Source organism: Micromonospora sp. NPDC049204, assembly GCF_040647935.1.
Taxonomy (GTDB): Bacteria; Actinomycetota; Actinomycetes; order Mycobacteriales; family Micromonosporaceae; genus Micromonospora.
In genome coordinates, this window is record NZ_JBEZDC010000026.1 from 1 (window position 1) to 26,603 (window position 26,603).

Below are 26,603 nucleotides of genomic sequence, written 5' to 3' on the forward strand. Positions count from 1 at the left end.
GGCGCGGCGGGGCGCGGGGCGCGGCGGGGCGCGGCGGGGCGCGGGGCGCAGGCTGCGAGCGCGAGCGCGCGGGACGCGAGCGCGCGGGACGCGAGCGCGCGGGACGCGAGCGCGCGGGACGCGAGCGCGCGGACTCAGGGCTGCGGGGGACACGGTGGCGCTTGGGACGGGTCGGGCCCCGGAGCGGGTGCTCCGGGGCCCGATGTCGCGGGGTCGGCCGTCAGGCGGCGGGGACCTCGGCGGTGGTGCGGATGCGGTCCAGCGTCGGGGCGGAGACCGGCGACTGCGCGGTCAGGTACGCCACGAACGCGTCCAGGTCGATCTGGCCGGTGACCTGGTTGGTCCCGCCGGTGAGGGCGCTGAAGCCGTCGCCGCCGCCGGCCAGGAAGTTGTTCACCGTCACCCGGTAGGTGGCGGCGGTGTCGACGGCGGTCCCGCCGAGGGTGAGGCTGCCCCGGACCACACGGGTGCCGGCGCACGGGTCGGCCACCGTGCCGGTGGTGCCGTTCGGGTCGACCACATAGCCCACGGTCGACGACGGGTACAGCGTGCGGTTGGTGACGAACTGCTGTTCCAGTACGCAGTAGAGCTGCGCGCCGGTCAGGTCGAGCGTCACCAGGTTGTTGGCGAACGGCTGCACCGTGAACGCCTCTTCGTAGGTGACCGGGCCGGCGTCGAGGTCGGCGCGGACCCCGCCCGGGTTCATGAGGGCGGCGACCGCGCCCTCCTCGTCGTCGGTGGCGGCGAGCTGGGCGTCGGCGATCAGGTTGCCCAGCGGGGATTCACCCAGACTCGTACCGAAGAGGGTTTCCTGGCTCCGGGTGATCGCCTGGCTGGTCACGCCGACCTGGCGGCCGGCGACCGGGCCGAGCACCGTCTTGTAGTGGTTGATCAGTGCGGTCTGCTTCGGGTCCTTGGCCACGTCGCGGGTGACGACGACGTTGTTCGCGGCGGCGGAGATGACGTCCCCGCTCCGACGGTCGATCTTCAGGTCGATGTCGGTGACCAGGCGACCGAACGAGCTGGCGCTGGTGACCAGCTTGCCGTTGATGTCGCAGTTGTACGCCTGGTGGGTGTGCCCACTGACCACCACGTCGATCGACGGGTCCATCCGGTTGGCGATGTCCACGATCGGCCCGGTCATGCCGACGCAGTCGTTGATCCCACCGGTCGACGCCTGGGCGCCGCCCTCGTGCAGCAGCACGACGATCGTCTCCACGCCCTTGCGGCGCAGCTCGCGAGCGTACCGGTTGGCGGTGTCCGCCTCGTCGGCGAAGGTGAGGCCGGCGACGCCCTGCTGGCTGACGATCTGCGGGGTGCCCTCCAGGGTCATCCCGATGAAGCCGACCTTGACGCCCTGCACCTTGTGGATCGCGTACGGTGCCAGCAGCGGCTTGCCGGTGGCGGTCTTGAAGGCGTTCGCGGAGAGGTACTTGAAGCCGGCGCCCCGGTACGGGGTGCCGTCGGCGCAGCCGTCCACCGGGTGGCAGCCGCCGTTCTGGATCCGCAGCAGCTCGGCGGCGCCCTCGTCGAACTCGTGGTTGCCGACGCTGGCGTAGTCCAGCCCGGCCATGCTCAGCGCCTCGATCGTCGGCTCGTCGTGGAACGCGGCGGAGAGCAGCGGGGACGCGCCGATCAGGTCACCGGCGGCGACCGTGATGGTGTTCTTCTTCTTGGCGGCGGCCCGCATCTCGGCCAGGTGGGTCGCCAGGTATTCGACGCCGCCCGCGGTCTGCCCGGCGATGGTGCCGCTGGACGAGGTCGGCGGTTCGAGGTTGCCGTGGAAGTCGTTGAGGGCCAGCAGCGTGACGTCGACCGGCTTCGGTCGCGCGTCGGCTTGTTCTGGGCTGGTGGCGACCGCGCCGAACGCGGCCACCGCGAGCGCGGTCAGGCCGACAGCGGCCCGTCGCATCCCGGTTGTGGACATGGATCTCCTCGGAAGAATCGGCGCCCGCGCGGGGCCCGGCCTCTGGGTCGACCGGGCCGTCGAGCGACACCGTCGTCAGGGTCGCGGTTGGCGGCGGTTGGGGATGGCCGCCTGCCCCGACAGCCTCTCATCCGGACGCCGCCGGGGCGACCCAGGCGGCGGATCGGAGCTGCGGGTACGCCCGCACCCCGGATCGAGCGTCGTTTGCCGCGGTCTGCCGGACATCGTCGTACGCAGGGTCTAGAAAGGACGGGACGACCAACGAGGGCTGGGGGCGACATCGTGAGCGGAACGACACCGGTGGCGGAGCAGGTGCGGTCAGCCGACGGCACACCCATCGCGTTTGAACGGTCAGGTGCCGGGCCGGCGATCATCCTGGTCGGTGGCGCGTTCAGTGATCGCAACGCGACGCGCGACCTGGGTGCGGCACTGGCGACGGATTTCACCACCTTCAGCTACGACCGTCGGGGGCGCGGCTTCAGCGGCGACACCGCACCGTACGAGATCGGTCGCGAGATCGACGACCTGGCCGCCCTGATCGCCGCGGCGGGTGGTTCCGCCGCCGTCTACGGCATCTCTTCCGGGGCGGTCCTGGCCGCCCTCGCCACCGCGCAGGGCCTTCCGGTGACCAGGTTGGTCCTGTTCGAGCCACCGTTCCAGGTCGGCCCGCACGTGGGCGTCCGCAAGGACATCACCCCGCAGCTCATCGAGCTGATCGCCGCCGACGACCGGGACGCCGCGGTGGGGCTCTTCCTCAGCGACGCGGTGGGGCTGCCGGCCGAGCAGATCACCGGGATGCGGTCGCAGCCGATGTGGGGCGGACTGACCGCAATCGCGCACACCCTGGTGTACGACTCGATCGTCACCGCCGGAGGGCGACTGCCCACCGACCGGCTGGCGGCCATCACGGTGCCGACTCTCGGGGTGCACAGCACCGGCAGTCCACAGTGGCTGAGGGACGCGAGTGTGGCCGCGGCCGAGGCGGTCCCGGGCGGCCGATCCATCAGCCTCGACGGTGGTTACCACGACGTGCCGCCGGCGACGCTCGCTCCCGCGCTGCGGGAGTTCCTGCTCGGTTGACGGCCTGCCCACCAGCGGGCCACGTGCCGGGCCGAGTTGCGGGCTGGGACCGCCCGGCGGTCACACGTCGACCAGCACCTCGCTGACCAGGGCGGCGACGGCGTCGGTGCGCCATCCGTCGGCCACGCCGGGCCGGGCGGCCAGATAGCTGGTGATCCGCTCGGCCGGCCAGCCGTGTGCCTCTTGCAGACCACGGGCGATCATGCCGAGGTAGATCGGCGCGGGCGGCCGGCACGGGGTGGCCGACGCCCCCTCGGGCGCGGTGAAGGTGAGCAGGGGGACGCCGCTGCGGCTGCCGGGGCAGACCAACGTCTCGTACCGGCCGGGGCCGAGCGTGGCCCGTCCGTCGGTGATGGCCGCCTCGATCGCCGCCCCGGTCGCGGGGATCAGGTCGGCGGCGGCACCCGCCGGGCGGTACATCTCCTGGGCGGCGATGTCGGCGAACTGCTCCTCGGTGACCAGATAGGCGCGGGCGGCGGCCTCGCCCGGCAGGTGCGGGTCGTAGAAGGCCATGCCCCCGGTCCAGGCCCGGGACTCACCGGCGAAATAGATCCCGCCGGGTAGCGACACCGGGACCGACCGGCTCGGTGGGCGCCGATCCCGGCAGCCCGGGTACGTGCGCCTCCCACCGGGCGGGCAGCCACCACCGATGTACCACCCGAGGCGCGCGGCGTGCATGTTCGAGCCGTACGCGACGTACCAGACCACCACGACGGGCTCCCTCAGGAGGTGCAGGTCTGACCGGCCGAGTGACTCACCTGCACGGTGTGCGTCACGCACCCGCCCGCCTCGACCAGGTGCAGCAGGAAGGCGGTTGGCTCGTCGACCCAGCCGATCTGCTCGTCGGTGCTCATGGTGAGCGTGCTCTGCTTCCAGGTGCTGGGGGCCACGGTGAGCACCGTGCCCGCGTAGTCCGCGGTGACCGGGCGGTGCAGGTGGCCGGCGGCGACTCGGACGACGTGCGGGTGCCGACGAATCACCTCGGCGAACGCGTCGGAGTCGGCAAGCCGGAGGGAGTCGGCCGCGGGGATGCCGACCGCGACCGGCGGATGGTGCAGAAAGACCACGGCGGGCACCTCGGATCGCCCGGCCAGCACCCCGTCGAGCCAACCGAGTTGCTCCTCGCCGAGTTGGCCGCTGCTGCTGCCGGGGACGAGCGAGTCGAGCACCACGACCGACGCCGCCTCGTGATCGACGTGGTAATGGGTTGAGAACCCGCCCCCGAGCCACGGTGTGCCGCCGAAGGCGTCGAGCAGCGCCTCGCGGTCGTCGTGGTTGCCGGCGGCCAGGTGCACCGGCACCGGGAACCGGCCGATCAGCTCGCGCAGCGCCGCGTACTCGTCGGGTCGGCCGTGGTCGACCAGGTCGCCGCTGATCACGACGCAGTCCGGCCGCGGCCGGACTGCCAGCACCCGGCCGAGCGCACGGTGCAGCCCGGCGGCCGGTGCGGCGGCGAGCAGACCGGTGGTCAGGTGCGGGTCGCTGAGCTGAGCGATGAGCATGGGCTCGCCTCCTCGGCGTCGGGAGCTTCACGCTATCGCTGGGCGCGGTGTTTCCGGGTCCCGGAACGAGGCGCCTGGCGAGGCCGGTCCGATGGGCGGTCCGGCGCGTTCCGGCCCGTCGTCGAGGTCGGGCTGACGGCCACCGTTTCAGTAGCCGGCGAGTTGCGGGGCCAGCGCGACAGTTACGAAGCGGATCGCCCGGCCCAGCAGGCACGTCACGGCGAAGGTGACCGGACGCATGGGTGTGCGTCCCAGGTAGACGCTGGCGGCCAGCAGCGGAGGCAGGCCGCTGACGGCGCTGACCAGCAGCATCCCGGTCGACTGGTGGGGGCGTTCCAGCACCTCGACGAGTCGCGCGCCGGCCGCCTTCGGGTGCGCCAGCATCGTGCTCAGTCGACCGGGTCGGGCCGGCGCGGCGGGCGGACGTCCGCGGAGCCGCCGTTGCAGCCACGTCGAGCGGATCGCGCCGCGCGCGCCGAGGAAGATCAGGACCTTGCCGGCAGTTTGCCCGGCAGCGGCGGCCACGCCGAGCGCCACGGGTTGCGCGCTTGTCGTGGCCACGGTCGCGATCAGGTACGGCTCGGCCGGGGTGAACGGCAGGAAGGCCGACAGCAGCCCGACGCCTGCGGCCACCAGAACGGCGATCATGGTCGGGCAGGCGGGAGTCCCGCCGGCAGCTTGGCGGCGCAGACCAACGAGACGATCTTCACCGCGGCGACCGCGAGGGCGAACGTGACAGCCACAGGCATCGGCGCGAAGATCGCCAGCAGCACCACCGCGGCGGTGTTCAGCGCCTTGGCCGGCGGAGACCAGTTCCACAGGTAGACGCGCCTGTCGACGCGGGCGAAGTAGTTCGGGCTGAGCAGCGGCCAGCGCAGGAACATCAGGCTCAACAACTGGTCGATGACCATGAACTGGACCAGGAACACCGCGATCGGCAGGGCCGTGGCGGGCCGCAGCACGATGAGTGCGGCGGCGCAGGCCGACGTGCAGGCACGGTCCGCGACGATGTCGAAGACCGCGCCGGTACGCGTCTCCTGTCCCAGGCTCCGGGCGGCGGCACCGTCGAGGATGTCTCCGATCCAGTAGAGCAGGTAGGCGGCGACCAGCAGGTACGCGCTGCGCTGGGTCAGCGCCGCCACGGCGAGCCCGACGGCACCCGCCGTGCGTACGGCGGTGATGGCGTTGGGGACGTTGAGGAGTGTGACCGGCGGGCTGAGGCCGAGGGCTGTCATTCGGCGTCCTTGAGGATGCGTTGCATGTCCGCGGTGCGCCGGTTCAGGTCGGCCAACTGCGCGCTCACGTCGGTGAGCAGCCGCTGGGTCTCGGCGGCCTGCTCGGCGTACTGCCGCTGCAGTTCGCCGGCGACCGCCGTCCGCGTGCGGACGCCCGCGTACCAGACGACCGAGATGAGCAGGGCGGCGACGACGACGAGGAAGACCGAGGCGGTGACGTCCATCTAACTGTTTCCTTTCGATACGGCATCGCCGTCTCCGGCGGTGCTCAGGGTGGTGACGGCGGCCGCCACCATGTCGGGCGTGAGGTGCAACGAGAAGGGCGCGGTCTCGTAGTACTTGAGTGCCTTGCCGTCCTCGGACAACTCCAGATGGGCGGTGACCAGCCCGGCCTTTTCCAACTTCTTGAGGTGCACCTGCAGCAGCGCGCGGCTGATGCCCAGATCGCGGGCGAGCTGCGAGACGTACGCACGTCCACCGGTCAGCGCGGCGAGCACCCGCAGTCGGTGCGGGCTGGCCAGCGTGGCAAGGACCTCGACCAGCCGGTCGCCGCTCAGCTCTCCCATAGCTCACCTTGGCTCATGCCAACTATTATTGGCAGGCGCAAACGCGATCGTCAACTCTGACACCCGGTGGCACCGCCCACAGGCTGTGTCCACAGCCTGTGGATAGCACGTGTGTACGAAGCCCTGAGGATCCCGCCACCGTGGTACGCTTGATCGCGCGGCTCGGCGCCGGCCGGCCCCTCCCCTACCTGGAACGACGTGCGAGTGGATCATCAGCGAGTCAGCCGTGACGTCATCGCCCGCCTCCCGATGGCGTCGAGCGTGCCGGAGGCCTGTCGGTGGACGGTCACCGCGCTGTCCCGGCACACCCACGCGACGATCTCCGTGCTGCTCGCGGCCCACGACCGTCTGCGCTGCGTAGCGGCGACCGGGGCCTGGCAGGTCTTCGCGACCGTGCCGGAGCGAACCGGCATCGTCGGGCGGGTGTACGCCACCGGCGCCCCCGCCGTCGTCCCGGACGTCACCACCGACCCGGACTACCTTCCGGTACGCCCGGACGTGACCGCCGAGCTGTGCGTCCCGGTGCTGGACCCGACCGGACGGGCGATCGGCGTACTCGACCTGCAGTGGAGTGAGCCAGCCGACCTGGAGCTGTGGCGGGAGACGGCGCAGTGGCTGGCCGACCGGCTCGGCGCGCGGATCGCCGCACTCGGCGGCCCACCGGAGGAGAGCCGCAGCGAGAAGCTGCTCCGGCACACCGCCGCACTCTCCTCCGCACTCACCGAAGCGGAGCTGATGAACGCGGCGGCCCGCGCCGCCCGGGAGGTCTCCACCCTCTCCACCGCGCTCCTGCTCGTCGCCGGCCAACTCGGCCCTCCCCCGGCAACGCCGAGCGACCTGGAGACCCGGATCCGCGCCGAGCTGACCGAGGCTGGCCCGGCGGCCCTGGCCCGGATGGTCGACCGGGCACACCGCTACGGCGCCGGGTACACGCTGGGCGAGGCGGGGCACCCCCCGACCGAGGACTACCGACCACTGACCCAGGCGCGGGTGCAGACCGTGGTCGCCGTTCCGGTCGGGTCACCGGAGGCCGGCGGGATGCTGCTGGTCGCCGACGAACGTGCCCTGCGCCCGGACCCGACCACGGTCAGCCTGATGGAACTGCTCGCCGGGCAGGCCTGGACCAACCTGGACCGCCTCCGCACGCTGGCCCGACTGCGCGAGCAGGCCAGCTCCGACCCGCTGACCGGGTTGCGGCACACCGGCCCGTTCGGGCAGCGGATCGCGGCGGCCACCCCGGGACGTACGGCCCTGCTGGCGATCGACGTGGACGGCTTCAAGATCGTCAACGACACGTACGGCCACCAGGCCGGTGACCGGGTGCTCGTCGGGTTGGCCCGCGCTCTCGAGGAGGCACTCCGGCACGGCGACGAGCTGTACCGGATCGGTGGCGACGAGTTCGTCGCGGTGATCGAGGTGAGTCGCCCCGAGGAGGCGGTCCGGATCGCCGAACGGCTGACCGAGGCGGCTCGGCGCATCGGCCGCACAATCAGCGTGGGCGTCGCACTGCCCCGCCCCGGCGAAACCCCCGACCGCACCCTGAAGAGAGCCGACCAGGCCCTCTACGCGGTAAAACGCCAGGGCCGAGACGGAGTCCACCTCTCCGCAGCCTGACCCACCCCCCACCCCCAACCCAACCCCCAACCCCCGCCCCCTACCGGCGTCGATCAAGGAGTTGTGGTGCCCCGCAAAAGGCTTAGAGCTGGATAATTCGCCCACCACAACTCCATGATCGACCGCGATGGCGGGGCGCGGGGCGCACGCGGGCGGGGCGGGGTGGGGTGGGGCGGGGCGGGGCGGGGTGGGTGGGGTGGGGTTGTTAGGGGGTGCGGAACTCCTTGGCCAGGAGTTCGGCGATCTGGGCGGTGTTGAGGGCCGCGCCCTTGCGGAGGTTGTCGCCGGTGACGAAGAAGTCCAGAGCGCGCGGGTCGTCCAGGGCGCGGCGGATCCGGCCGACCCAGGACGGGTCGGTGCCGACGGCGTCGATCGGCATCGGGAACTCCCCGGCGGCGGGATCGTCGACCAGGATGACCCCGGGCGCGTTGCGCAGCGCCTCGCGGGCGCCCTCGGCATCCACCTCGGTGCCGAAGACCGCGTGCACGGCCACCGAGTGAGCGGTGACCACCGGCACCCGGACGCAGGTGGCGGACACTTTGAGGTCGGGCAGGCCGAGGATCTTCCGCGACTCGTTGCGGATCTTCATCTCCTCCGACGACCAGCCACCGTCGGCGGACGAGCCCGCCCAGGGCACCACGTTGAGCGCCAGCGGGGCCGGGAACGGACCGAGGTCGTCGCCGACGGCCTGGCGGACGTCGCCCGTGCGCGAGCCGAGCGCGCGATCCCCGGCGACCTTGGTGAGCTGGTCGTGCAGGATGTCCACGCCGGCCTGGCCGGCACCGGAGACCGCCTGGTAGGAGGCGAGCACCAGTTCCCGCAGGCCGTACTCGCGGTGCAGGGGCGCGACCGCGACGATCATCGCGAGGGTGGTGCAGTTGGCGTTGGCGATGATGCCCCGGGGCCGGTTGCGGACCTGCTCGGGGTTGATCTCCGGAACGACCAGCGGGACGTCCCGGTCCATCCGGAACGCGGCGGAGTTGTCGACGGCGATCGCACCGCGCTCGACGGCGATCGGCGCCCACTCGGCGGAGACCTCGTCGGGCACGTCGAACATCGCCACGTCGACCCCGTCGAACGCCTCCGGGGTCAGCGCCTGGACGACGACGTCCTCACCCCGGCAGCGCACCCGCCTGCCGACCGAGCGTTCGGAGGCGAGCAGGCGGATCTCACCCCAGACGTTGCGACGACCGGAGAGCAGCTCACACATCACGGTGCCGACGGCACCTGTCGCTCCGACCACGGCGAGGGTGGGCAGCGCCGTCATCGGCGCTACCTACCCGTCCCCGCGTAGACCACGGCTTCGGTGTCGCCGCCCAGCTCGAACGCGTCGTGGATGGCGCGGACGGCGGCGTCGAGGTCGGTGTCGCGGCAGACCACGGAGACCCGGATCTCGGAGGTGGAGATCATCTCGATGTTGACTCCGGCGGCGCCGAGCGCGGCGAAGAAGCCGGCGGCCACACCCGGGTGCGAACGCATGCCGGCACCGATCAGCGAGACCTTGCCGACGTGGTCGTCGTACAGCAGGCCCTTGAACTTGACCGGCTCCTGGATCTTGCTGAGCGCGGCCATCGCGGTGGGGCCGTCGGCCTTGGGCAGGGTGAACGAGATGTCCGTCCGACCGGTGCCCTCGGTGGAGACGTTCTGCACGATCATGTCGATGTTGATCTCGGCGCCGGCGACGGTGTCGAAGATCCGCGCGGCGGCACCCGGCTCGTCGGGCACCCCGACGATCGTGATCTTGGCCTCGCTGCGGTCGTGCGCGACGCCGGTGATCAGTGCCTGCTCCACGGAAGGGTCCTCCATCGATCCGGTGACCATCGTGCCGGTGTTGGTCGAGTATGACGAACGGACGTGGATCGGCAACCCCGCCCGACGGGCATACTCCACGCTACGTAGGTGCAGCACCTTCGCGCCGCACGCGGCCAACTCCAGCGTCTCCTCGTAGGTGATCTGCCGGATGTGTCGGGCGTTGGGCACGATCCGTGGGTCGGCGGTGAAGATGCCGTCCACGTCGGTGTAGATCTCGCAGACGTCGGCGTGCAGGGCGGCGGCGAGCGCCACGGCGGTGGTGTCCGAACCACCGCGGCCCAGCGTGGTGACGTCCTTGGTGTCCTGCGAGACACCCTGGAAGCCGGCGACGATGACCACCGAACCCTCGTCGAGCGCGCCCTTGAGCCGCCCCGGGGTGACGTCGATGATCCGCGCGCGGCCGTGCACCGAGGTGGTGATGACGCCGGCCTGCGAGCCGGTGAACGAGCGGGCTTCGTACCCCAGGTTGTGGATGGCCATGGCGAGCAACGCCATGGAGATCCGCTCCCCGGCGGTGAGCAGCATGTCCAGCTCGCGGCCCGGAGGCAGCGGGCTGACCTGGTTGGCCAGGTCCAGCAGCTCGTCGGTGGTGTCCCCCATCGCGGAGACCACCACCACCACGTCGTCGCCGGCCTTGCGGGCGGCGACGATGCGCTCGGCCACCCGCTTGATCCGCTCGGCGTTGGCGACGGAGGACCCGCCGTACTTCTGCACCACGAGTGCCACGACGGTGCACTCCCTCCCAGCGACCCTGAGCGTGCCGACGCCGCCGGAACCGGGGCCGGCGGCGCATGTCAGTCCCCCTGAGGGTATCCGGCGGGTAACGATGCCGGGTCAGGTGATCCCACCATCCGGCCCGCGCGGGGCGGCCGGGCCGCTCCCACCAACCCCGGCGGTACGCGGCGACGAACCGTCCGACACGCCGGCGCGAGCCGTCACCCGCTGGCGCCCACCAGCAGTCCGGACCCACCAGAATGGGCCGGTGCCCGTCCTCATCCGCCCGGCCGTCCGCGTGCTCGGGCCGCTCGTGTTCGCCCTGCCGGCTCTCCTGGTCGCCTGCGCCGATGCGCGCCCCCCGGCCCCGCCGCCCGCCGATCCGGGGCCGGTCGCGGTGGACACCGCGCGGGACGACCTGGCCGCCCTGGCCGCGGCCGCCCAGGATCGCCACCTGGTGGCGCAGTACGCGTACAGCCAGACCGGTCAGCCGGCTCGCACCATCACGTTCACCAGCGCGAACGACGGCAGTTGGCGGGTCGACGTGCCGGGTGGCGCGTGGGGTGGCACTGCCGACGTCTCGATAGCCGCCACGAGCGACGGGCTGTTCCAGTGCGCCCTGCCGTCGGCCGGGCGACCGGAGTCGGCGAGCTGCGTACGCCTCGGTGAGCGCGACGACGCGATCCCCCGCCGGTCGGACCCCCGGGTCCAGCATCCGCTCACCGACTGGCTGGACGTGCTCACCGACCGGCGCGCACCGCTGGCGGTCGCTCCCGCCAGCCCACCCGAGGGCCTCACCGGCACCTGCTACTCGGTGGACTCCACCTCGGCGTCGCTCAACGCCCCGGTGGAGGTGGGCATCTACTGCTATGAGCGGGACGGCACTCCGACCGGGGTGCGGACCGGGTCGGGGACGCTGCGGCTGGCCGGACCGCCGGGCCCGGCGCCGGCCACTGTGCAGTTGGCCGGCCCGGTGGTGGTCGACCGGGATCCGCTGGACACCGCCGCGCCGCCGACCCCTGACCCGTCGGACAGCCCAAGCGCGGGAACGCCCTGATCTTCATCCCGTTACGGGTGCCCTTGCCCACATTTGGTCACCCCACCCTTGGAGGGCGAATCGCCCATACGGGACGATCCGGAGCATGGCCGATCTCACTCCGCTGCTCGCCTACCGTTGGAGTCCGCTGGCGTTCCACCCCACCGAGGAGTTGAACGCCACGGACGCGTCCCTCCTCCTGGAGGCGGCCCGCTGGGCACCGTCCCTGGGCAACCGCCAACCCTGGCGGTTCACCCTCGGCCACCGCGACGACGAGACCTGGAAGCGGATTCTGGTCAACCTGCCCGAGCGCGACCAACGCTGGGCACACCGTGCCGCCGCCCTGCTGCTCGCCGCGCACGTCGACGGCGACACCGCGCCCGACGCCACGCCACCCGACGGGGTCGCGTACGACCTGGGTCAGGCGGTCGCCCATCTCACCGTGCAGGCCACCGCGCTCGGGCTGCACGTGCGCCAGGTCCTCACCGTGGATCGCGTCGGACTCAGCGCCGACCTGCACCTGCCCGCCGACGTGCGGCCGTACGCGGTGCTCGCGGTGGGGCAACTCGGTGATCCACTCAGCCTCCCGGCCGACCTCGTCGCCGAGGAGACCGGTCTGCGCCGCCGTCGACCGCTGGCCGAACTCCTGCTCGGCTGACCGGTCGGCGGGCCTACTCGCCGCCGCTGGCGCGAAGCAGGACGGCCGCGACCTCGGTGTTGCGGTAGAGGACGTGCCGACCCTGGCGGGACCGGGAGACCAGGCCGGCGGCGTGCAGCGCGGCCAGGTGCTGGGAGACGTTTCCGGCGGACATCCCGGTGAGTCGGGCCAGGTCGGTGGTGGTCGACGCCGTCACCAGCAGGTGCAGCAGCGCGGCCCGGCCGGGGCCGATCACCCGGGCCAGTGGGTCGCCGGGCGGCGGCCCGGTCGCCTCCCAGAGCGTCCCGACGGCACGGACCGGGTACGCGCCGGCCGGCAGCGAATCTTCCAGCAGGTTCCACAGCACGTGCTGCTCGGTGAAGACCGTCGGGTTCAGCGCCAGCCCACGACCGCGGAGGTCGAAGTCCCGCTCGAACGTGTCGTCGCTGACCACCCGGTCGCCGTGCCAGCGCAGGCTCGGGTGGAGCTGCTCGAAGAACCGACCGGCGCCACTCTCGGCGAGCTGGGCGGCCCGGTACGCCACGTCGGCGTCGAGCAGCGCCCGCATCCGCGGCCAGTCCGGGGCGATCGCCTCGTCGTGCCAGACCCGCACCGCGTCGACCACCTGCGGCAGCAGCCCGGCGGGGTCGGCCAGCAGCGCCTGCCCGAACGGGCTCAGCGGTCGTTGCCAGGTGGTGGCCAGCAGGTCCTGGGCGACCACGGCCGGCGGCGTCGCGGCGATCTGGTCGAGCTGCTCGGCCATCTCCACGTTCGGTCGGGCCGCCGGGGTGAGGAAGTCGGGCAGCCAGCGACCCGGCACGGCCAACCCCACCAGAGGTCGGACCCGGTCGGCCACCTCGGGACGACGCAACGTCACCCGGGCCCGGTCGATCCAGGGCAGGTGCACCGCGTAGCGGGCCGGGTTGGCCAGCGCCCACATGCTCATGACCGTCTCGTTGACCGGCGACACGGCGAGCCGCACTCCCGCCACGTCGGCCAGGCTGAACCGCAACTCGGACACACGCCCCCCAGGAGCAGGATTCGGTCCAGCCTAAAAGACTCGACCGAGGTCTTGGGGACCCGATTCACTCCCCGACCATGGGGACCAGAGAATCGATCCGTACCGCCGTCCGAGACGTCGTACCGCCGGCCGGGCTGACCCGCGCCCTGGCCGTGCAGGCCATGGTCTACGCCGTCGGCAGCGGGCTGTTCCACGCCGGCAGCGCCGTCTTCTTCACCCGGGCGCTCGGGCTCAGCGCCGCCCAGGTGGGGCTGGGGCTGTCCATCGCGGCGGGGGTGTCGCTGTTGGGCACGGTGCCGCTGGGCGGACTCAGCGACCGGTACGGACCGCAGCGGGTCTGGGTGGTCGGACTGGTGCTGAACGCGGCGCTCTTCGCGACGTACCCGTTCGTCGGCGGCTTCGCCGGGTTCCTCGCCGTGGTGGTGGCCCTGGCCGCCGTGGAGGCCGCGAGCGGCGTGGCCGTGCAGGTCTACTCGATCAACGCGCTGCCCCCGGCCGAACGGGTCACCGCGATGGCGTACCAGCGCTCGTCGCTGAACGTCGGCTTCGGGCTGGGTGCGGTGATCAGCGGCGTGGTGCTGACGGTGGACACGATGGCGGCGTACCGGGGAATGGTCTGGTTCATCGCGACGGTCTTCCTGGTGACGGCTCTCTTCGTGCGGCGACTGCCCCGGCTGCCGCAGGTCACCCGGCCGGTGGAGCCGATGGGTCGGCTCGCCGTGCTCCGCGACCGCCCGTTCGTGGCGGTGTCCCTGCTGTCCGGGCTGCTCACCGCGCACCAGACGCTCTACCTGACGGTGCTGCCGCTCTGGATCCTCACCCACACCGATGCCCCGAAGACGGTGATCGCCGGGCTGGTGCTGCTCAACACGGTCCTGGTCGTGCTGTTCCAGGTACGTCTGAGCCGGGGCGCCGACACCGCGCCGGGCGCGGCCCGAGCCTCCCGCCGGGGTGCCCTGCTGATCGCCCTGTTCTGTCTGGTCCTGCCGCTCTCCGGGCTGACCCGGGGCCTGCTCACCGTGGTGGTGCTGGTGGCCGCCGCCCTGGTGCTGATCCTGGCCGAGTTGATCGAGTCAGCGGGCGCCTGGGGGCTCACCGCCACCCTGCCGCCGACCGCCCAGCGCGGCGCGTACGTGGGGGCTTTCCGGCTCGGCTCCCAGGTGCAGTACCTGATCGCCCCGGTCGGTCTGACCGCGCTCGGGGTGACCAACGGCGGGTGGGGCTGGTTACCGGCCGCGGCGATCTTCGTGCTCGTCGGGCTGGCTGTCGTACCGGTGGTGGCCTGGGCCGAACGGACTCCACGACTGGGTGCCGAGGCCCCGGAACAGGCCGGAACACTGGTCCCATAGTCCGGACCTGCCTTTCCCCCCTCCGTTTCATCACGTAGGGTGACGTGGTCATGTGGCGGGCGCTGCTCCTCCTTAGCCGCCGCGACGAGGCCTGACCGGCCGGCACCTCGTCGCGGAGTCGCATCGCGCCGTCCAGCACATCCGATTTTCTTCTCGGCACCGCCGCGCACCGTTGCCCGGCATTCCGCCGACACCTTCCGATCTGCTGACGCCACATGTTCCAGGGAGCACTCTGAGATGGCTCAACCTGTCACCGACGCCGAGACCGATCCGATCGCTCGGCAACGCCCGAGCCGGATGCCGTACCACCGCTACCAGCCGTACCGGGAGCAGTTCCGGATCGACCTGCCGGATCGCACCTGGCCCACCCGGCACGTCGACGCCGCGCCGCGCTGGTGCGCCGTGGACCTGCGCGACGGCAACCAGGCACTGATCGACCCGATGTCGCCCGAGCGCAAGCGGCGGATGTTCCAGCTGCTGGTCCAGATGGGCTACAAGGAGATCGAGGTCGGCTTCCCGTCGGCCAGCCAGACCGACTTCAACTTCGTCCGGCAGCTCATCGACCAGGACATGATCCCGGACGACGTCACGATCCAGGTGCTCACGCAGTGCCGGGAGCACCTGATCGAGCGGACGTTCGAGTCGCTGCGCGGCGCGAAGCGGGCCATCGTGCACTTCTACAACTCGACCTCCACCCTCCAGCGGCGGGTGGTCTTCGGGCTGGACCGGGACGGCATCGCCGACATCGCCACGACCGGCGCGCGGCTCTGCCAGAAGTACGCGGAGATCCACACCCCGGACACCGAGATCTTCTACGAGTACTCGCCGGAGTCGTACACGGGCACCGAGCTGGAGTACGCGCTGGAGGTCTGCTCCCGGGTGATCGACGTGATCGACCCGACGCCGGACCGGCCGCTGATCATCAACCTGCCGGCCACCGTCGAGATGGCCACCCCCAACGTGTACGCCGACTCGATCGAGTGGATGCACCGGCACCTGCCGCGCCGCGACAGTGTGGTGCTGAGCCTGCACCCGCACAACGACCGCGGCACCGGGGTCGCCGCCGCCGAGCTGGGCCTGCTCGCCGGCGCGGACCGCATCGAGGGCTGCCTGTTCGGCAACGGCGAGCGCACCGGCAACGTCGACCTGGTGACGCTGGGGCTCAACCTGTTCTCCCAGGGCATCGACCCGATGATCTCCTTCTCCAACATCGACGAGATCCGGCGGGCCGTCGAATACTGCAACCAGCTGCCCGTGCACGAGCGCCACCCGTACGCGGGCGACCTGGTCTACACCGCCTTCTCCGGCTCCCACCAGGACGCCATCAAGAAGGGCTTCGACGCCCTCGCCGCCGACGCGAAGGCCGCCGGGGTGCCGCTGGACGAGCACACCTGGGCCGTGCCGTACCTGCCGATCGACCCGAAGGACCTGGGCCGCACCTACGAGGCGGTCATCCGGGTCAACTCGCAGTCCGGCAAGGGTGGCATCGCGTACATCATGAAGAGCGAGCACCAACTGGACCTGCCGCGCCGGCTCCAGATCGAGTTCTCCGGGGTGGTGCAGCACGTCACCGACCACGACGGCGGCGAGGTCGACCCGAGCGCCATGTGGGAGATCTTCGCGACGCACTACCTGCTCGACCACCAGCCCGACCCGGCGGTCCGACTGAACAGCTACACGATCGGCACCACCGACGGCAAGGTCGAGATCGAGGCCCAGGTCGGTGTGGGCGGCGAGCAGCGGTCCCTGGTCGCGATCGGAAACGGCCCGATCGACGCGTACGTCAACGCGCTCCAGTCGGTCGGGGTGGGCGTGCGGGTGCTCGACTACCACGAGCACGCGCTCTCCTCGGGTGGGGACGCGCAGGCCGCCGCGTACGTGGAGTGCGAGGTCGACGGTCGGACGGTCTGGGGTGTCGGCACCGACGCCAACATCGTCACCGCCTCGATCAAGGCGGTCACCAGCGCCGTCAACCGCGCCCGCGGCTGACCGCACGCGCCGCGCCCCCGAGGTGGTTGCCTATCTCGGGGGTGTGGCCGCGGGCATCGAGTGGCAGGGCTGCGACGGTGGGGCCGCGCGGGGCGGCCGGTGCACGAGCACGAGGGCCAGCACGGCCCCGGCCAGCAACAGCCCGGCACACCAGACCATGGCGCCCCGGAACGCGTCGGTCAGCTCGGCCTTCTGCGCGTAGCCGCTGCCGGACAGGCCGACAAGCAGCGGCAGCGCCGCCACCGCGAGCAGTCCGCCGGCCCGGGACGCGGCGTTGTTGAAGCCGCTGGCCACCCCGGAGAACCGGTCCTGCACGGCGGCCAGCACCGATGCGGTGAGCGGTGCCACCACCAGGGTCAGCCCGATGCCGAAGAGCAGCACCCCGGGTAGCACGTCGGTCCAGTACGACGCGCCCGGGCCGACGCCGCGCAGCAGCAGCAGACCGACCGCGGCCACCACCGGCCCGATGGCCAACGGCAGCCGCGGCCCGATCCGCGCCGACAACGCTCCGGCTCGGGCCGACCCGACCAACAGCAGCAGGGTCATCGGCAGCAACGCGATGCCGGTGCGGAAGGCCGACCACTCCACCACGTTCTGCAGGTAGACGGCGAAGAAGAAGGTGAAGCCGCCGAGCGCCGCGTAGACGACCACGGTGAAGATGTTCAGCACCGAGAAGAGCCGGCTGCCGAACAGCCCGGTGGGCAGCATCGCGGCGTCGCCCCGCCGTCGTTCCAGCAGCACGAACGTCACCGCGGACAGCACCCCGACCAGCGCGGCGATCAGCACCGGGGCGGAGTCGAAGCCACGTGCCGGCGCGTCGATCAGGGCGTACGTGACGCCGGCCAGCGCGAGCGCGCCGAGCAGTGCTCCTCCGACGTCGAAGCGCCGTCGGGTCCGACCCGGCCCCGCGGTCCGGGAGGCGCTCTCGTCCCGGCTCTCCGGCACCCAGCGCAGCGTGGCCAGCACCACGAGCACGGCGATCGGTAGGTTGAGGAAAAAGATCCAGCGCCAGGACAGCGTGTCGATCAGCCAGCCCCCGATGAACGGTCCCAGCGCGGTGGACACCCCGGACAGCCCAGCCCAGGCACCGATCGCCCGGCCCCGGTCGTCGGGGTGGAAGCTGGCCTGGAGCACCGACAGCGACCCGGGCGTGAGCAGCGCGCCACCGGCGCCCTGGAGGAACCGGGCCGCGATCAGCATGCCGGTGTCCTGGGCCAGCCCGCACAGCACCGAGGCGGCGGTGAACCAGACCACCCCGATGAGAAAGATCCGCCGGCGACCGAAGCGGTCCCCGAGCGCGCCGCCGAGCAGCACGAACGCCGCCAGCATCAGCAGGTAGCCGTTGATGGTCCACTGAAGATCGGCCACGTTCGCGCCGAGATCCTGCCCGAGCTTCGGCAGGGCCACGTTGACGACAGTGCTGTCGAGGAAGACCATGCCAGAGGCGAGCACGGCGGCGAGCAGCGTGCCCCGGCCGGCGGTGGTGCCCATCCGGAGGGCGGGCGCCGGTACGGGTGCGGTCATCCCACCAATCTGCCTTGCATCATGTGGGAGACGCCACGAAACGCCGAAACCATTCCCGGGTACTGTGCGCAATCGCCGGGAGACCGCAAGCTGGAGAGGTGTCGTCTGTGCGTACCAGATCAGGACCGCGAGCGGCGGTGATCGCGCTCGCCGCGGCGCTGGCACTCGGCGTGGCCGGTTGTGTCCCGCAGGACGAGCCGACCACACCACCGTCGTCGAACGACGGCGGCAACGCGGCAGAGCAGTTGAGCCAGCTCACCGTGGCCACCGCCGGCTCGATGAAGGGCTACAGCCGGGACCACTTCCCGCACTGGCGGGACACCGGCAAGAACTGCGACGTGCGGGACAGCATCCTCCAGCGCGACGGCAAGGACGTGAAGCTCTCCGGCTGCAACGTGGTCGGTGGGCGCTGGGAGAGCGTGTACGACGGTCGCAGCTTCTCCGATCCCTCCGACGTGGACATCGACCACATGGTGCCGTTGGCCAACGCGTGGCGCTCCGGTGCCGACGAGTGGGACGACGCGAAGCGCGGTGACTTCGCCAACGACACCACCCGTCCGCAGCTCTTCGCGGTTTCCGCGTCCTCCAATCGGGCAAAGGGTGACCAGGACCCGTCCCAGTGGAAGCCGGCAAACCGATCGTACTGGTGCAAGTACGCCCAGGACTGGGTGACGGTCAAGCACTACTGGCGGCTGACGGTGACAAGCGCCGAGAAGACCGCCCTGACCGACATGTTGGAGGGCTGTTGAGTGGGGAGCGACACGTGACCGCCGCCGGGGAAGGCGTCCCGGCCGCCGCCGGCATGACCGCGGACGGCACCGCCGAGACCCCCGCCGCCGTACCGGGCGCCGGCATGGTCGCGGATTCGGGGGGCGCGGCCGGCCCGCAGAGCCGCACCACCGACATCGTGCCCGGCCCCGGCGGTGTGATGACCGACGAGGTCGGCGTGGTCACCGGTGACCTGACGCTGCGCACCGAGTACGCGGACGGCAAGGTCACCCTGCGGGTGCAGTACAAGGACGCCGACGAGTGGTACACGGTGACCGGCACGTCGGTCGCGCTGGCCGACCCGGCGGGACTGGACGCGGTACACGGCGTCGCGGTGGGCCTGCTGCACCGCCCCGAGGGCTGAGCCACCCGAGCGACGTACCGTCGGCTGAGTCACCCGGAGCACGCGCCGCCCAGGGGCCGTCCGTTCCCGGACGGCCCCTGGTTGCGTCACGGGGTGGGGATCAACTCGCCCGGCGGGTCGACGGGGCCGGTGCCCTCGCTCGGGCGGACCAGCTCCACCTCGACCTCGTGCGGCCGGATCCGACCGGCAGCGATGTCCTCGGCGAAGTGGCAGGCCACCCGGTGTCCGCCGACGACGTCGCGCAGTTCCGGCCGCTCGTCGGCGCACCGGGTGGGTTGCGCCCACGGGCACCGGGTGTGGAACCGGCAGCCCGACGGCGGGTTGGTCGGCGACGGCAGGTCACCGGCGAGCAGGATCCGCTCCCGGCGGTCCTCCACCAGCGGGTCGGGCACCGGCACCGCGGACATCAGCGCCCGGGTGTACGGGTGCATCGGCTCGCGGTAGAGGTCGTCGCTGGACGCCTCCTCCACCAGCCCGCCGAGGTACATGACGCCCACCGTGTCGGCGATGTGACGCACCACCGCCAGATCGTGCGCGATGATCAGATACGTCAGGCCACGCTCGTTCTGCAGGTCCTCCAGCAGGTTGAGCACCTGGGCCTGGATCGACACGTCAAGCGCGGAGACCGGCTCGTCGGCGACGATCAGGTCCGGGTTGAGCACCAACGCGCGGGCGATGCCGATCCGCTGGCGCTGGCCGCCGGAGAACTCGTGCGGATACTTGCCGAGGGCCGACGCGGGCAGGCCGACGGCCTCCAGCGTCTCGCGCAGCCGCCGGTTCGTCTCGGCCTTGTCGCCGGCCAACCCGTGCGCCTTGAGCCCCTCCACCAACAGCGACTCCACCGACTGTCGGGGGTCGAGGCTGGACAGCGGATCCTGGAAGATCATCTGCATCCGGCGGCGGGCCTGCCGCATGGCCTCGCCCTTGAGCGAGCGCACGTCGATGCCGTCGAAGACGATCTCGCCCTCGGTCGGCTCGACGAGCCGCAGCAGGCCGCGACCCAACGTCGACTTGCCGCAGCCCGACTCGCCGACCAGGCCGTACGTCTCGCCCTTGCGGATGCTCAGCGACACCCCGTCCACCGCGTAGACGTACCCGATGGTGCGGTCGAAGAGCAGGCCGCTCTTGATCGGAAAGTGGACCTTGACGTCGCGCAGCTCGATCAGGGGTCCGGTCTGTTCGGTCATCGGGCCGCCACCTCCTCGGAGACGGGGTTGTTGCAGCGGAGGTCGCCGCCGGTCGCGGTGGGTTCGAGGGGCGGCGGTCCCTCGAGACACGCGTCCACAACGTTGTCGCAGCGCGGCGCGAACGCGCACCCCTCGACCCACGGGATGTTGTCGGCGACCGAACCGCGGATCGCGTGCAGTCGCTCACCGCGCGGTGAGTCCAGCCGGGGCACCGAGTTGAGCAGCCCGTGGGTGTACGGGTGCCGGGCGTGCGCGAACAGCTCGTGCCGCCGTTGCCGCTCGACCACCTTGCCGCCGTAGAGAACGTTGACGGTGTCGCAGAGCCCGGCCACCACGCCCAGATCGTGCGTGATCATGACGAGCGCGGTGCCGGTCTCGTCGACCAACTGCTTGAGCAGGGTGAGGATCTGCGCCTGGATGGTCACGTCGAGCGCGGTGGTCGGCTCGTCGGCGATCAGGAGCCGAGGCTTGAAGGCCAGCGCGATGGCGATCAGCGCGCGCTGGCGCATCCCGCCGGAGATCTGGTGCGGGTACTCGCTGAGTCGCCGCTGCGGGTCGGGGATCCCGACCGCGTCGAGCAGGTCCCGCGATTCGCGCAGCGCCTGCTTGCGGTCCCGGCCCTGGTGACGCTCCAACACCTCGGCCACCTGGACCCCGATCGGGATGACGGGATTCAGCGAGGAGAGCGGGTCCTGGAAGATCATGCTGATCTCCCGGCCGCGTCGGTCGCGCATGTCGTCCGGTCGCAGTTTCAGCAGGTCGGTGCCGTCGAAGAGCACCTCCCCGGTGACCTTGTTACCGCGCTTGGGCAGCAGACCCATGATGGCCAGGCTGGTCACGCTCTTGCCGCAGCCGGACTCGCCGACCAGGCCGACCGTCTGCCCCGGCTCCACCGTGAAGCTGACCTTGTCCACGGCCGTGAAGGGCCGCTCGCCGCGCCGCTGGAACACGACGCTCAGGTCACGGACGTCGAGCAGGCTCATCGAGTCACTTCCTCACTGCTTTGGTCCTTCGCTCGCGACTGCGGGGCTCGCAAGCTCACTCCTCGCGCTCGCCCGAGACGGGGTCCGGGCGCGCTGACAGCGCTCACCGTGGTCACCGCCGGTTCTTCGGGTCGATCGCATCGCGCATCGCCTCACCCAGCAGGGTGAAGCCGAGCGCGACCACGATGATCGCGAGCGCGGGGTAGTACGCCAACTCCGGGCGGACCTCGAAGTAGCGCTGGCCGTCCACGCCGAGCATCAGGCCCCACTCGGCCCGGTTGATGTCCGGGTCGCCGAGGCCCAGGAAGGACAGCGCCGCGGCGTCCAGGATGGCCACCGCGAAGGTCAGGGTCGCCTGCACGATCACGGCGGTCAACGAGTTGGGCAACATGTGCCGCAGCACGATGTTGCGCTCCTTGACGCCGAGCGCGCGGGCGGCCAACACGTGGTCGCTCTCCCGCTGGGCCAGCATCGAGCCGCGCAGCAGCCGGGCGAAGATCGGCACGCTCACGATTGCCACCGCGAAGATGACCGTCCACTGGCTCGACCGGCTGGCCATCGCGACCAGGGTGATGGCGAGCAGCAGGCTCGGCAGGGCCAGCATCACGTCGGTGAGTCGCATCAGGACCACGTCGACCCAGCCGCCGAAGGCGCCGGCGATCGCACCGATCAGGACCCCGAGCGCGAGACCGATGAGGGTCGCGAGTACGCCCACGAAGAGCGTCTGCCGTGCGCCGTAGATCATGCGGGACAGGAAGTCCCGGCCGAGCGGGTCGGAGCCGAACGGGAACCCACTGCTGGCCCCCGGGATGGTGTCCACGGTGAGGCCCTTGGTCAACTCGTCGAAGCGCTGCACCGGGTCGTGCGGTGCGATCAGCGGGGCGAAGATCGCCACCAGGACGAACAGCCCCACGATCACGGCCCCGACGACGGCGACCGGATTGCGCCGCAGCCGGCGCAGGGCGTCGCGGACGAGACTGATCCCGCCCCGGTCGGAGGCACTCGCCTGGGCCAACTCGTCGAGCCGTGCCTTCTTGCGGTCGCCGAGCAGGCCGATGCTGCGCTCGCTCATGCCGGGACGTGGCTTGTCGTCCCCGGAACGGGGAGCCGGAGTGCCGGCCTGGGTGATCGGGTCACTCATCGCACACGCACCCTCGGGTCGATGAAGGCGTAGGAGAGGTCGACGAGCAGGTTGACCACCACGAAGACCAGCGCCGCCAGCAGGATGATCGCCTGGAGCACCGGGTAGTCGCGGCCGCCGCTGATCGAGTCGGTGATCAGGGTGCCGATGCCGCCCCAGTTGTAGACCTTCTCGGTGAGCACCGCGCCGGAGAGCAGCGCACCGGTCTGCAGGCCGATGGTCGTGACCACGGGCAGGAGGGCGTTGCGCAGGATGTGCCGGCCGCGGATCGTCCGGTGACGCAGGCCCTTCGCCTCGGCGGTCCGTACGTAGTCCTCGTCCAGGACGTCGAGCACGCTGGCGCGGGTGATCCGCACGATCACCGCCAGCGGGATGGTGGCGAGGGTGATCGCCGGCAGGATCAGGTGCCACAACGCGTCCGCGCTGGCGTCGAACTCGCGGGTCAACAGGCCGTCGAGCACGAAGAAGCCGGTGACGTTCGTGTTTTCCAGTCCGGTGGTGAGCCGCCCGGACGGCGGGAACCAGTGGATGTTCTGGGTGAAGACGTCCTTGAGCAGGTAGCCCAGGAAGAAGATCGGGATGGAGATGCCGAGCAGGGTGCCGGCGATGGTGAGGTTGTCCGGCCACCGTCCGCGCCAGCGGGCGGCGAGGTAGCCGAGCGGCACACCGAGGCCGACGGCGATGATCATCGCGGCGACGGCCAGCTCGATGGTGGCCGGGAAGGCGCGGCTGATCACCTCGGTGACCGGGTCACCGGTCCGGATCGAGTTGCCGAAATCGCCTGTCAACACCCGCTGCATGAACTTGCCGTACTGCACCAGGATCGGCTGGTCGTAGCCGAGCGCCTTGGTCAGCAGCTCGCGACGTTCGGGCGTCGCCCGCTCGCCGAGCAGTGCCTCGATGGGGCCGCCGGGCAGGTTCCGCAGCCAGATGAAGATCAGCGCCGACAGCGCTATGAGGGTCACCACCAGCTGCAACAGGCGGCGAACTATGACTCGCAACATCTCTCACACACCAGACTCTCAAAGATCGCGGATCGGCCCGGGCCGGGAGGAACCCCGGACCGGGCCGATCACGCCTACGGCCTCAGCCGAGGGACGTCACTTGCTGATGCTGACCGTGTTGAATCGCTCGTCGGTCAACGGGCTGGCCACCAGGCCCTTGACGTCCTTGGTGACGACGATGGCCGGCGGAGCGTGCCAGACCGGAACGGCCGGCAGCCACTTGGCGGCGATGTCGCGGTTGACCTGCTCCCAGGCCGCCTTCTTGCCCGCCTCGTCGACGATGCCGTCAGCCTTGGCGATGGCGTCGAACATCTCGGTCATCGACTGGTCGCCGAACTCGATCTTGCCCCGGCCGAAGAACGTGCCGACGAAGTTGCCCGGGTCGTTGTAGTCACCCGTCCAACCGAGGATGTGCAGGTCGTGCTTGCCGAACTGCTGCACGTCGTCCTTGAAGCCACCGTTCCACGGGCGAGGAACACCGTTGACCTTGATGCCGACGGCCTGCAGGTCGTTGGCGAGGACGGTGAAGATCTCCTGCGGGTTCGGCATGTACGGCCGGGTGACGTCCGGCGGGTAGTAGAAGTTGAGCGTCAGACCCTCGGCGCCAGCGTCCTTGAGGAGCTGCTTGGCCTTCTCCGGGTTGTACTCGTACTTCTGCACGTCCGGGGCGTAGCCGAGCACGGTGTCCGGCAGGAACTCGTCGGCGACCTTCGCGCCACCCGGACCCTTGGTCTGCACCAGCTGCTGGCGGTTGAGGGCGTAGGCGATCGCCTGGCGCACCCGCAGGTCCTTCAGCTTCGGGTTCTTCTGGTTGAGGCCGAGGTAGAGGACGTTGAACGCCGGGCGGTTGACGACCTGGAAGCCCTCACCCTCGAGCGCCTTGCGGTCGGCCGGGGCCGGGAAGTCGATGCCCTGGACGGTGCCGGCACGAAGCTCCTGCTTGCGGGTGCTCTCGTCCTTGATGATCTTGATGATCATCTTGTCCACCTTGGCCTTGTCGCCAAAGTAGTCCGGGTTGCGGTTCAGGGTGATCTCGTTCTTGGCCTTGTCCCAGCCACCGAAGGTGAACGGGCCGGTGCCGACCGGGTTGGTGGTCGCGAAGGCGCTGTACTCGAACGAGTCGCCGTTCTGCTTCACCGTGTTGGCGTCGTACTTCTTCAGCGCGTCCGGGCTCGCGATCGAGAGCGAGGTCAGCGCGAAGGCACCCGGGAAGGCGCCCTTGTACTGGTTCAGCGTGACGACCGCGGTGCCGTCGCCCTGCGCCTCACACTTGTTGTAGAGCGGCTTGCCGGCGGACTCGCTCTCGTTCTTGGCGAAGCCCCCGAAGACGTCCATGTAGTAGATCATCTGGGACTGGGCGGCAGCGCCCTTCATGTTGTACCAGCGGTCGAAGTTGAAGCAGACCGCGGCGGCGTTGAACGGCGTACCGTCGTGGAACTTCACGCCCTGGCGGAGCTTGAACGTCCAGACCTTGCCCTCCGGGTCGTGCTCCCAGCTCTCCGCCAGGCCGCCCTGAAGCTCCGCGGTGCCCGGCTTGTGACTCACCAGGGTGTCGAACATCTGCCGGACCGGCCGGAACGACTCACCGTCATCGTTGAAGATCGGGTCAAAGTTCTTCGGGTCACCGGCACCCGCGAAGATGAAGGTGCCGCCAGTCTTGGCCTCGCCACTGTCGCCGCGCTCGCTCTCCGCGCAGCCGGCCGCACCGACCGCCAGAGCGGCAACGGCCGCGATGGCCACGGCCGTTTTAAGCCTTCTCGCCTGCATCTCTCACCTCTGTCATGCGCATGACCACGCCGAGCTGTGGCTCGGTCCGTGTGCGGGAGGCTATGACATGTCACACGTCAAGCGGAACGGGCGTTAGGCAATCGCTACCAAGCCGACACCTTGGTCCCGAGGTCTGACAGTCGACGGCACGACGCAGACAGGGAGCGACATAGATCTGCTGGGCGCCGGACGTCGCGCGGTCGGCCATCGAAAGCCGGCGTTGGCGACGTCGGGACGCGTCAGAAGGGCGTCGGCCAGGGCACGGGTGGTGGGCAGTCCGCCAGCCGCTCGGAAACCGAACCCGCCGCGGCCGTGCCCAGGTCGTGGAAGGTCACGCGGTGGCAGACGTAGACCATGCTCACCGAGATCATCGCGCTGACGGGCTCCTCCCGGTACACGATCACCATCAGGTCGGGCAGCCTTCGCACCTCCCGCACCTGCATCCCCATGCCCTCCGCGGCCGCCGCCAACCGGTCGTCGGTCGGCGCCGGGTCACCGTCGGCCACCACCGCGTCGGCGTACGCCTGTGTGACGCGAGTCATGGTTGCTTCGGCCTCGGCCTGCTCCACGCGGCTGTCCGCGGCCATTCGCCGCATCCACACCTCGACCGCCACGACGGGGCCCGCGATGGCCAGGGCCACCACGACCACCAGCACCGCCGGAGTCCAGGACTGCTGGACCGGCTGCCGCATCGCCACTCGCCACCCCCAGGGGTACGCCGACCACTCAGTCGTATCCCACCGAGTGTGGCGACCGTCCGCCAGTGGCACGCATCCTTGGCGTCTCCGTCAGACGGCCCGGCGCCCCTCGAAGGCCCGGCCGAGGGTGATCTCGTCGGCGTACTCCAGGTCGCCGCCGACCGGCAACCCACTGGCCAGTCGGGTCACCGAGATACCCATCGGCTTCACCATCAGCGCCAGATAGGTGGCGGTCGCCTCGCCCTCGGTGTTCGGGTCGGTGGCCAGGATCAACTCCCGGATGCCGCCACCACCGAGCCGGATCATCAGCTCCCGGATGCGCAGGCTGTCCGGACCGATCCCCTCCAGCGGATTGATCGCGCCGCCCAGCACGTGGTAGCGACCGCGGAACTCACCGGTCCGCTCGATGGCGACCACGTCCTTGGGCTCCTCCACCACGCACAGCACCTCGTCGGTGCGTCGCGGGTCCCGGCAGATCCGGCACTGCTCGGACTCGGCCACGTTGTAGCAGGTCGTACAGAACCGGACCAGCTCCTTGACCTTGCGCAACGCGCCGGCCAACCGGTTGACGTCGGCCGGATCCGCCGACAGGACGTGGAACGCGATCCGCTGAGCGCTCTTCGGACCCACGCCCGGCAACCGGCCCAACTCGTCGATCAGGTCCTGGATGGCACCTTCGTACATC

At 70.9% G+C, this 26,603-nt stretch carries 26 protein-coding genes; 8 read left to right on the top strand and 18 right to left on the bottom strand.

The genetic code is table 11. The features are described from left to right. Positions 1-220 precede the first annotated feature (220 nt). Complete coding sequence (locus tag AB0A90_RS32640) at positions 221-1,927, bottom strand: bifunctional metallophosphatase/5'-nucleotidase (RefSeq protein ID WP_357255481.1); 1,707 nt, start codon at positions 1,925-1,927, stop codon at positions 221-223. Positions 1,928-2,209: 282 nt separating this feature from the next. Here AB0A90_RS32640 and AB0A90_RS32645 point away from each other — a divergent pair, with 282 nt between their 5' ends. Next, on the top strand, positions 2,210-3,007 hold the full coding sequence (locus AB0A90_RS32645; protein ID WP_357255482.1) for an alpha/beta fold hydrolase: 798 nt from the start codon (positions 2,210-2,212) through the stop codon (positions 3,005-3,007). A 60-nt stretch (positions 3,008-3,067) separates the two neighbouring features. Here AB0A90_RS32645 and AB0A90_RS32650 read toward each other — a convergent pair whose 3' ends face one another. From AB0A90_RS32650 to AB0A90_RS32675, 6 genes are all read right to left on the bottom strand, one after another. Further along, entirely contained in the window at positions 3,068-3,718 is a 651-nt protein-coding gene (locus AB0A90_RS32650; protein WP_357255484.1) for a histone deacetylase, read from the bottom strand. An 11-nt stretch (positions 3,719-3,729) separates the two neighbouring features. Next, positions 3,730-4,509, bottom strand: a complete 780-nt coding sequence (locus AB0A90_RS32655) for a phosphodiesterase (RefSeq protein ID WP_357255486.1) — start codon at positions 4,507-4,509, stop codon at positions 3,730-3,732. Positions 4,510-4,656: 147 nt separating this feature from the next. Further along, positions 4,657-5,157 (bottom strand): hypothetical protein, encoded by a 501-nt coding sequence (locus AB0A90_RS32660; RefSeq protein WP_357255488.1) that lies wholly within the window; start codon positions 5,155-5,157, stop codon positions 4,657-4,659. Then, positions 5,154-5,744 carry a CDP-alcohol phosphatidyltransferase family protein gene (locus AB0A90_RS32665; protein ID WP_357255490.1) on the bottom strand — a complete coding sequence of 197 codons (591 nt, stop codon included), beginning with the start codon at positions 5,742-5,744 and terminating at the stop codon, positions 5,154-5,156. The genes AB0A90_RS32660 and AB0A90_RS32665 overlap by 4 nt, the downstream gene beginning before the upstream one ends. Continuing rightward, a complete protein-coding gene (locus AB0A90_RS32670; protein ID WP_357255492.1) occupies positions 5,741-5,968 on the bottom strand; it encodes a hypothetical protein in 228 nt (75 codons plus the stop codon). The genes AB0A90_RS32665 and AB0A90_RS32670 overlap by 4 nt, the downstream gene beginning before the upstream one ends. Next, positions 5,969-6,310 (bottom strand): helix-turn-helix domain-containing protein, encoded by a 342-nt coding sequence (locus tag AB0A90_RS32675; protein ID WP_357255494.1) that lies wholly within the window; start codon positions 6,308-6,310, stop codon positions 5,969-5,971. A gap of 249 nt (positions 6,311-6,559) precedes the next feature. Between AB0A90_RS32675 and AB0A90_RS32680 the strand changes: the two genes are divergently transcribed. Next, positions 6,560-7,924: a sensor domain-containing diguanylate cyclase gene (locus tag AB0A90_RS32680; RefSeq protein WP_357255587.1), complete on the top strand. Its 1,365-nt coding sequence runs from the start codon at positions 6,560-6,562 to the stop codon at positions 7,922-7,924. Positions 7,925-8,129: 205 nt separating this feature from the next. Here AB0A90_RS32680 and AB0A90_RS32685 read toward each other — a convergent pair whose 3' ends face one another. After that, positions 8,130-9,191: an aspartate-semialdehyde dehydrogenase gene (locus tag AB0A90_RS32685; RefSeq protein WP_357255496.1), complete on the bottom strand. Its 1,062-nt coding sequence runs from the start codon at positions 9,189-9,191 to the stop codon at positions 8,130-8,132. Positions 9,192-9,196: 5 nt separating this feature from the next. Beyond that, a complete protein-coding gene (locus tag AB0A90_RS32690; RefSeq protein WP_357255498.1) occupies positions 9,197-10,462 on the bottom strand; it encodes an aspartate kinase in 1,266 nt (421 codons plus the stop codon). A gap of 256 nt (positions 10,463-10,718) precedes the next feature. Here AB0A90_RS32690 and AB0A90_RS32695 point away from each other — a divergent pair, with 256 nt between their 5' ends. Together AB0A90_RS32695 and AB0A90_RS32700 are read left to right on the top strand one after the other, a co-directional pair. Beyond that, positions 10,719-11,507 (top strand): hypothetical protein, encoded by a 789-nt coding sequence (locus AB0A90_RS32695; RefSeq protein ID WP_357255500.1) that lies wholly within the window; start codon positions 10,719-10,721, stop codon positions 11,505-11,507. Positions 11,508-11,592: 85 nt separating this feature from the next. Next, positions 11,593-12,144: a nitroreductase family protein gene (locus tag AB0A90_RS32700; RefSeq protein WP_357255502.1), complete on the top strand. Its 552-nt coding sequence runs from the start codon at positions 11,593-11,595 to the stop codon at positions 12,142-12,144. Between the two features lie 13 nt (positions 12,145-12,157). On the opposite strand, the gene AB0A90_RS32705 is transcribed toward AB0A90_RS32700, so the two are convergent. Beyond that, positions 12,158-13,144: a DUF5937 family protein gene (locus tag AB0A90_RS32705; RefSeq protein WP_357255504.1), complete on the bottom strand. Its 987-nt coding sequence runs from the start codon at positions 13,142-13,144 to the stop codon at positions 12,158-12,160. Between the two features lie 77 nt (positions 13,145-13,221). On the opposite strand from AB0A90_RS32705, the gene AB0A90_RS32710 reads away from it, so the two are divergent. Both AB0A90_RS32710 and leuA read left to right on the top strand, forming a co-directional pair. Further along, complete coding sequence (locus AB0A90_RS32710; RefSeq protein ID WP_357255506.1) at positions 13,222-14,493, top strand: MFS transporter; 1,272 nt, start codon at positions 13,222-13,224, stop codon at positions 14,491-14,493. A gap of 237 nt (positions 14,494-14,730) precedes the next feature. Continuing rightward, the gene (gene leuA / locus AB0A90_RS32715; RefSeq protein ID WP_357255508.1) at positions 14,731-16,482 is read left to right on the top strand and encodes a 2-isopropylmalate synthase; all 1,752 of its coding nucleotides are present in this window, start codon (positions 14,731-14,733) and stop codon (positions 16,480-16,482) included. Positions 16,483-16,512: 30 nt separating this feature from the next. Here the strand turns inward: leuA and AB0A90_RS32720 are convergent, their stop codons facing one another. Beyond that, the gene (locus AB0A90_RS32720) at positions 16,513-18,006 is read right to left on the bottom strand and encodes an MFS transporter (RefSeq protein WP_357255510.1); all 1,494 of its coding nucleotides are present in this window, start codon (positions 18,004-18,006) and stop codon (positions 16,513-16,515) included. Between the two features lie 107 nt (positions 18,007-18,113). On the opposite strand from AB0A90_RS32720, the gene AB0A90_RS32725 reads away from it, so the two are divergent. Beyond that, entirely contained in the window at positions 18,114-18,755 is a 642-nt protein-coding gene (locus AB0A90_RS32725; RefSeq protein WP_357255512.1) for an HNH endonuclease family protein, read from the top strand. After that, complete coding sequence (locus AB0A90_RS32730) at positions 18,749-19,138, top strand: hypothetical protein (RefSeq protein WP_357255589.1); 390 nt, start codon at positions 18,749-18,751, stop codon at positions 19,136-19,138. The genes AB0A90_RS32725 and AB0A90_RS32730 overlap by 7 nt, the downstream gene beginning before the upstream one ends. 86 nt (positions 19,139-19,224) lie before the next feature. Here AB0A90_RS32730 and AB0A90_RS32735 read toward each other — a convergent pair whose 3' ends face one another. From AB0A90_RS32735 to recR, 7 genes are all read right to left on the bottom strand, one after another. Further along, on the bottom strand, positions 19,225-20,325 hold the full coding sequence (locus AB0A90_RS32735; RefSeq protein WP_357255513.1) for an oligopeptide/dipeptide ABC transporter ATP-binding protein: 1,101 nt from the start codon (positions 20,323-20,325) through the stop codon (positions 19,225-19,227). Continuing rightward, positions 20,322-21,308 (bottom strand): ABC transporter ATP-binding protein, encoded by a 987-nt coding sequence (locus AB0A90_RS32740; RefSeq protein WP_357255515.1) that lies wholly within the window; start codon positions 21,306-21,308, stop codon positions 20,322-20,324. The genes AB0A90_RS32735 and AB0A90_RS32740 overlap by 4 nt, the downstream gene beginning before the upstream one ends. 112 nt (positions 21,309-21,420) lie before the next feature. Continuing rightward, on the bottom strand, positions 21,421-22,380 hold the full coding sequence (locus tag AB0A90_RS32745; RefSeq protein WP_357255591.1) for an ABC transporter permease: 960 nt from the start codon (positions 22,378-22,380) through the stop codon (positions 21,421-21,423). 65 nt (positions 22,381-22,445) lie between these two features. Then, the gene (locus tag AB0A90_RS32750) at positions 22,446-23,453 is read right to left on the bottom strand and encodes an ABC transporter permease (RefSeq protein WP_357255516.1); all 1,008 of its coding nucleotides are present in this window, start codon (positions 23,451-23,453) and stop codon (positions 22,446-22,448) included. 96 nt (positions 23,454-23,549) lie between these two features. Further along, positions 23,550-25,220, bottom strand: coding sequence for an ABC transporter substrate-binding protein (locus AB0A90_RS32755; RefSeq protein WP_357255518.1), 1,671 nt, complete (start codon positions 25,218-25,220; stop codon positions 23,550-23,552). A 239-nt stretch (positions 25,221-25,459) separates the two neighbouring features. Continuing rightward, positions 25,460-25,912, bottom strand: a complete 453-nt coding sequence (locus AB0A90_RS32760) for a hypothetical protein (protein WP_357255520.1) — start codon at positions 25,910-25,912, stop codon at positions 25,460-25,462. 96 nt (positions 25,913-26,008) lie between these two features. Continuing rightward, positions 26,009-26,602, bottom strand: a complete 594-nt coding sequence (recR, locus tag AB0A90_RS32765; RefSeq protein ID WP_357255522.1) for a recombination mediator RecR — start codon at positions 26,600-26,602, stop codon at positions 26,009-26,011. Between the last annotated feature and the right edge of the window lies 1 nt (position 26,603).

Excerpts from the sequence above, each read along its gene's own strand:
- AB0A90_RS32670 (WP_357255492.1), bottom strand. The coding sequence starts at position 5,968 with ATGGACGTCACCGCCTCGGTCTTCCTCGTCGTCGTCGCCGCCCTGCTC.
- AB0A90_RS32755 (WP_357255518.1), bottom strand. The coding sequence starts at position 25,220 with ATGCAGGCGAGAAGGCTTAAAACGGCCGTGGCCATCGCGGCCGTTGCC.
- AB0A90_RS32740 (WP_357255515.1), bottom strand. The coding sequence starts at position 21,308 with ATGAGCCTGCTCGACGTCCGTGACCTGAGCGTCGTGTTCCAGCGGCGC.
- AB0A90_RS32710 (WP_357255506.1), top strand. The coding sequence starts at position 13,222 with ATGGGGACCAGAGAATCGATCCGTACCGCCGTCCGAGACGTCGTACCG.
- AB0A90_RS32700 (WP_357255502.1), top strand. The coding sequence starts at position 11,593 with ATGGCCGATCTCACTCCGCTGCTCGCCTACCGTTGGAGTCCGCTGGCG.
- AB0A90_RS32745 (WP_357255591.1), bottom strand. The coding sequence starts at position 22,380 with ATGAGCGAGCGCAGCATCGGCCTGCTCGGCGACCGCAAGAAGGCACGG.
- AB0A90_RS32735 (WP_357255513.1), bottom strand. The coding sequence starts at position 20,325 with ATGACCGAACAGACCGGACCCCTGATCGAGCTGCGCGACGTCAAGGTC.
- AB0A90_RS32750 (WP_357255516.1), bottom strand. The coding sequence starts at position 23,453 with ATGTTGCGAGTCATAGTTCGCCGCCTGTTGCAGCTGGTGGTGACCCTC.
- leuA (WP_357255508.1), top strand. The coding sequence starts at position 14,731 with ATGGCTCAACCTGTCACCGACGCCGAGACCGATCCGATCGCTCGGCAA.
- AB0A90_RS32655 (WP_357255486.1), bottom strand. The coding sequence starts at position 4,509 with ATGCTCATCGCTCAGCTCAGCGACCCGCACCTGACCACCGGTCTGCTC.
- recR (WP_357255522.1), bottom strand. The coding sequence starts at position 26,602 with ATGTACGAAGGTGCCATCCAGGACCTGATCGACGAGTTGGGCCGGTTG.
- AB0A90_RS32660 (WP_357255488.1), bottom strand. The coding sequence starts at position 5,157 with ATGATCGCCGTTCTGGTGGCCGCAGGCGTCGGGCTGCTGTCGGCCTTC.
- AB0A90_RS32685 (WP_357255496.1), bottom strand. The coding sequence starts at position 9,191 with ATGACGGCGCTGCCCACCCTCGCCGTGGTCGGAGCGACAGGTGCCGTC.
- AB0A90_RS32640 (WP_357255481.1), bottom strand. The coding sequence starts at position 1,927 with ATGTCCACAACCGGGATGCGACGGGCCGCTGTCGGCCTGACCGCGCTC.
- AB0A90_RS32760 (WP_357255520.1), bottom strand. The coding sequence starts at position 25,912 with ATGCGGCAGCCGGTCCAGCAGTCCTGGACTCCGGCGGTGCTGGTGGTC.
- AB0A90_RS32675 (WP_357255494.1), bottom strand. The coding sequence starts at position 6,310 with ATGGGAGAGCTGAGCGGCGACCGGCTGGTCGAGGTCCTTGCCACGCTG.
- AB0A90_RS32720 (WP_357255510.1), bottom strand. The coding sequence starts at position 18,006 with ATGACCGCACCCGTACCGGCGCCCGCCCTCCGGATGGGCACCACCGCC.
- AB0A90_RS32680 (WP_357255587.1), top strand. The coding sequence starts at position 6,560 with ATGGCGTCGAGCGTGCCGGAGGCCTGTCGGTGGACGGTCACCGCGCTG.
- AB0A90_RS32665 (WP_357255490.1), bottom strand. The coding sequence starts at position 5,744 with ATGACAGCCCTCGGCCTCAGCCCGCCGGTCACACTCCTCAACGTCCCC.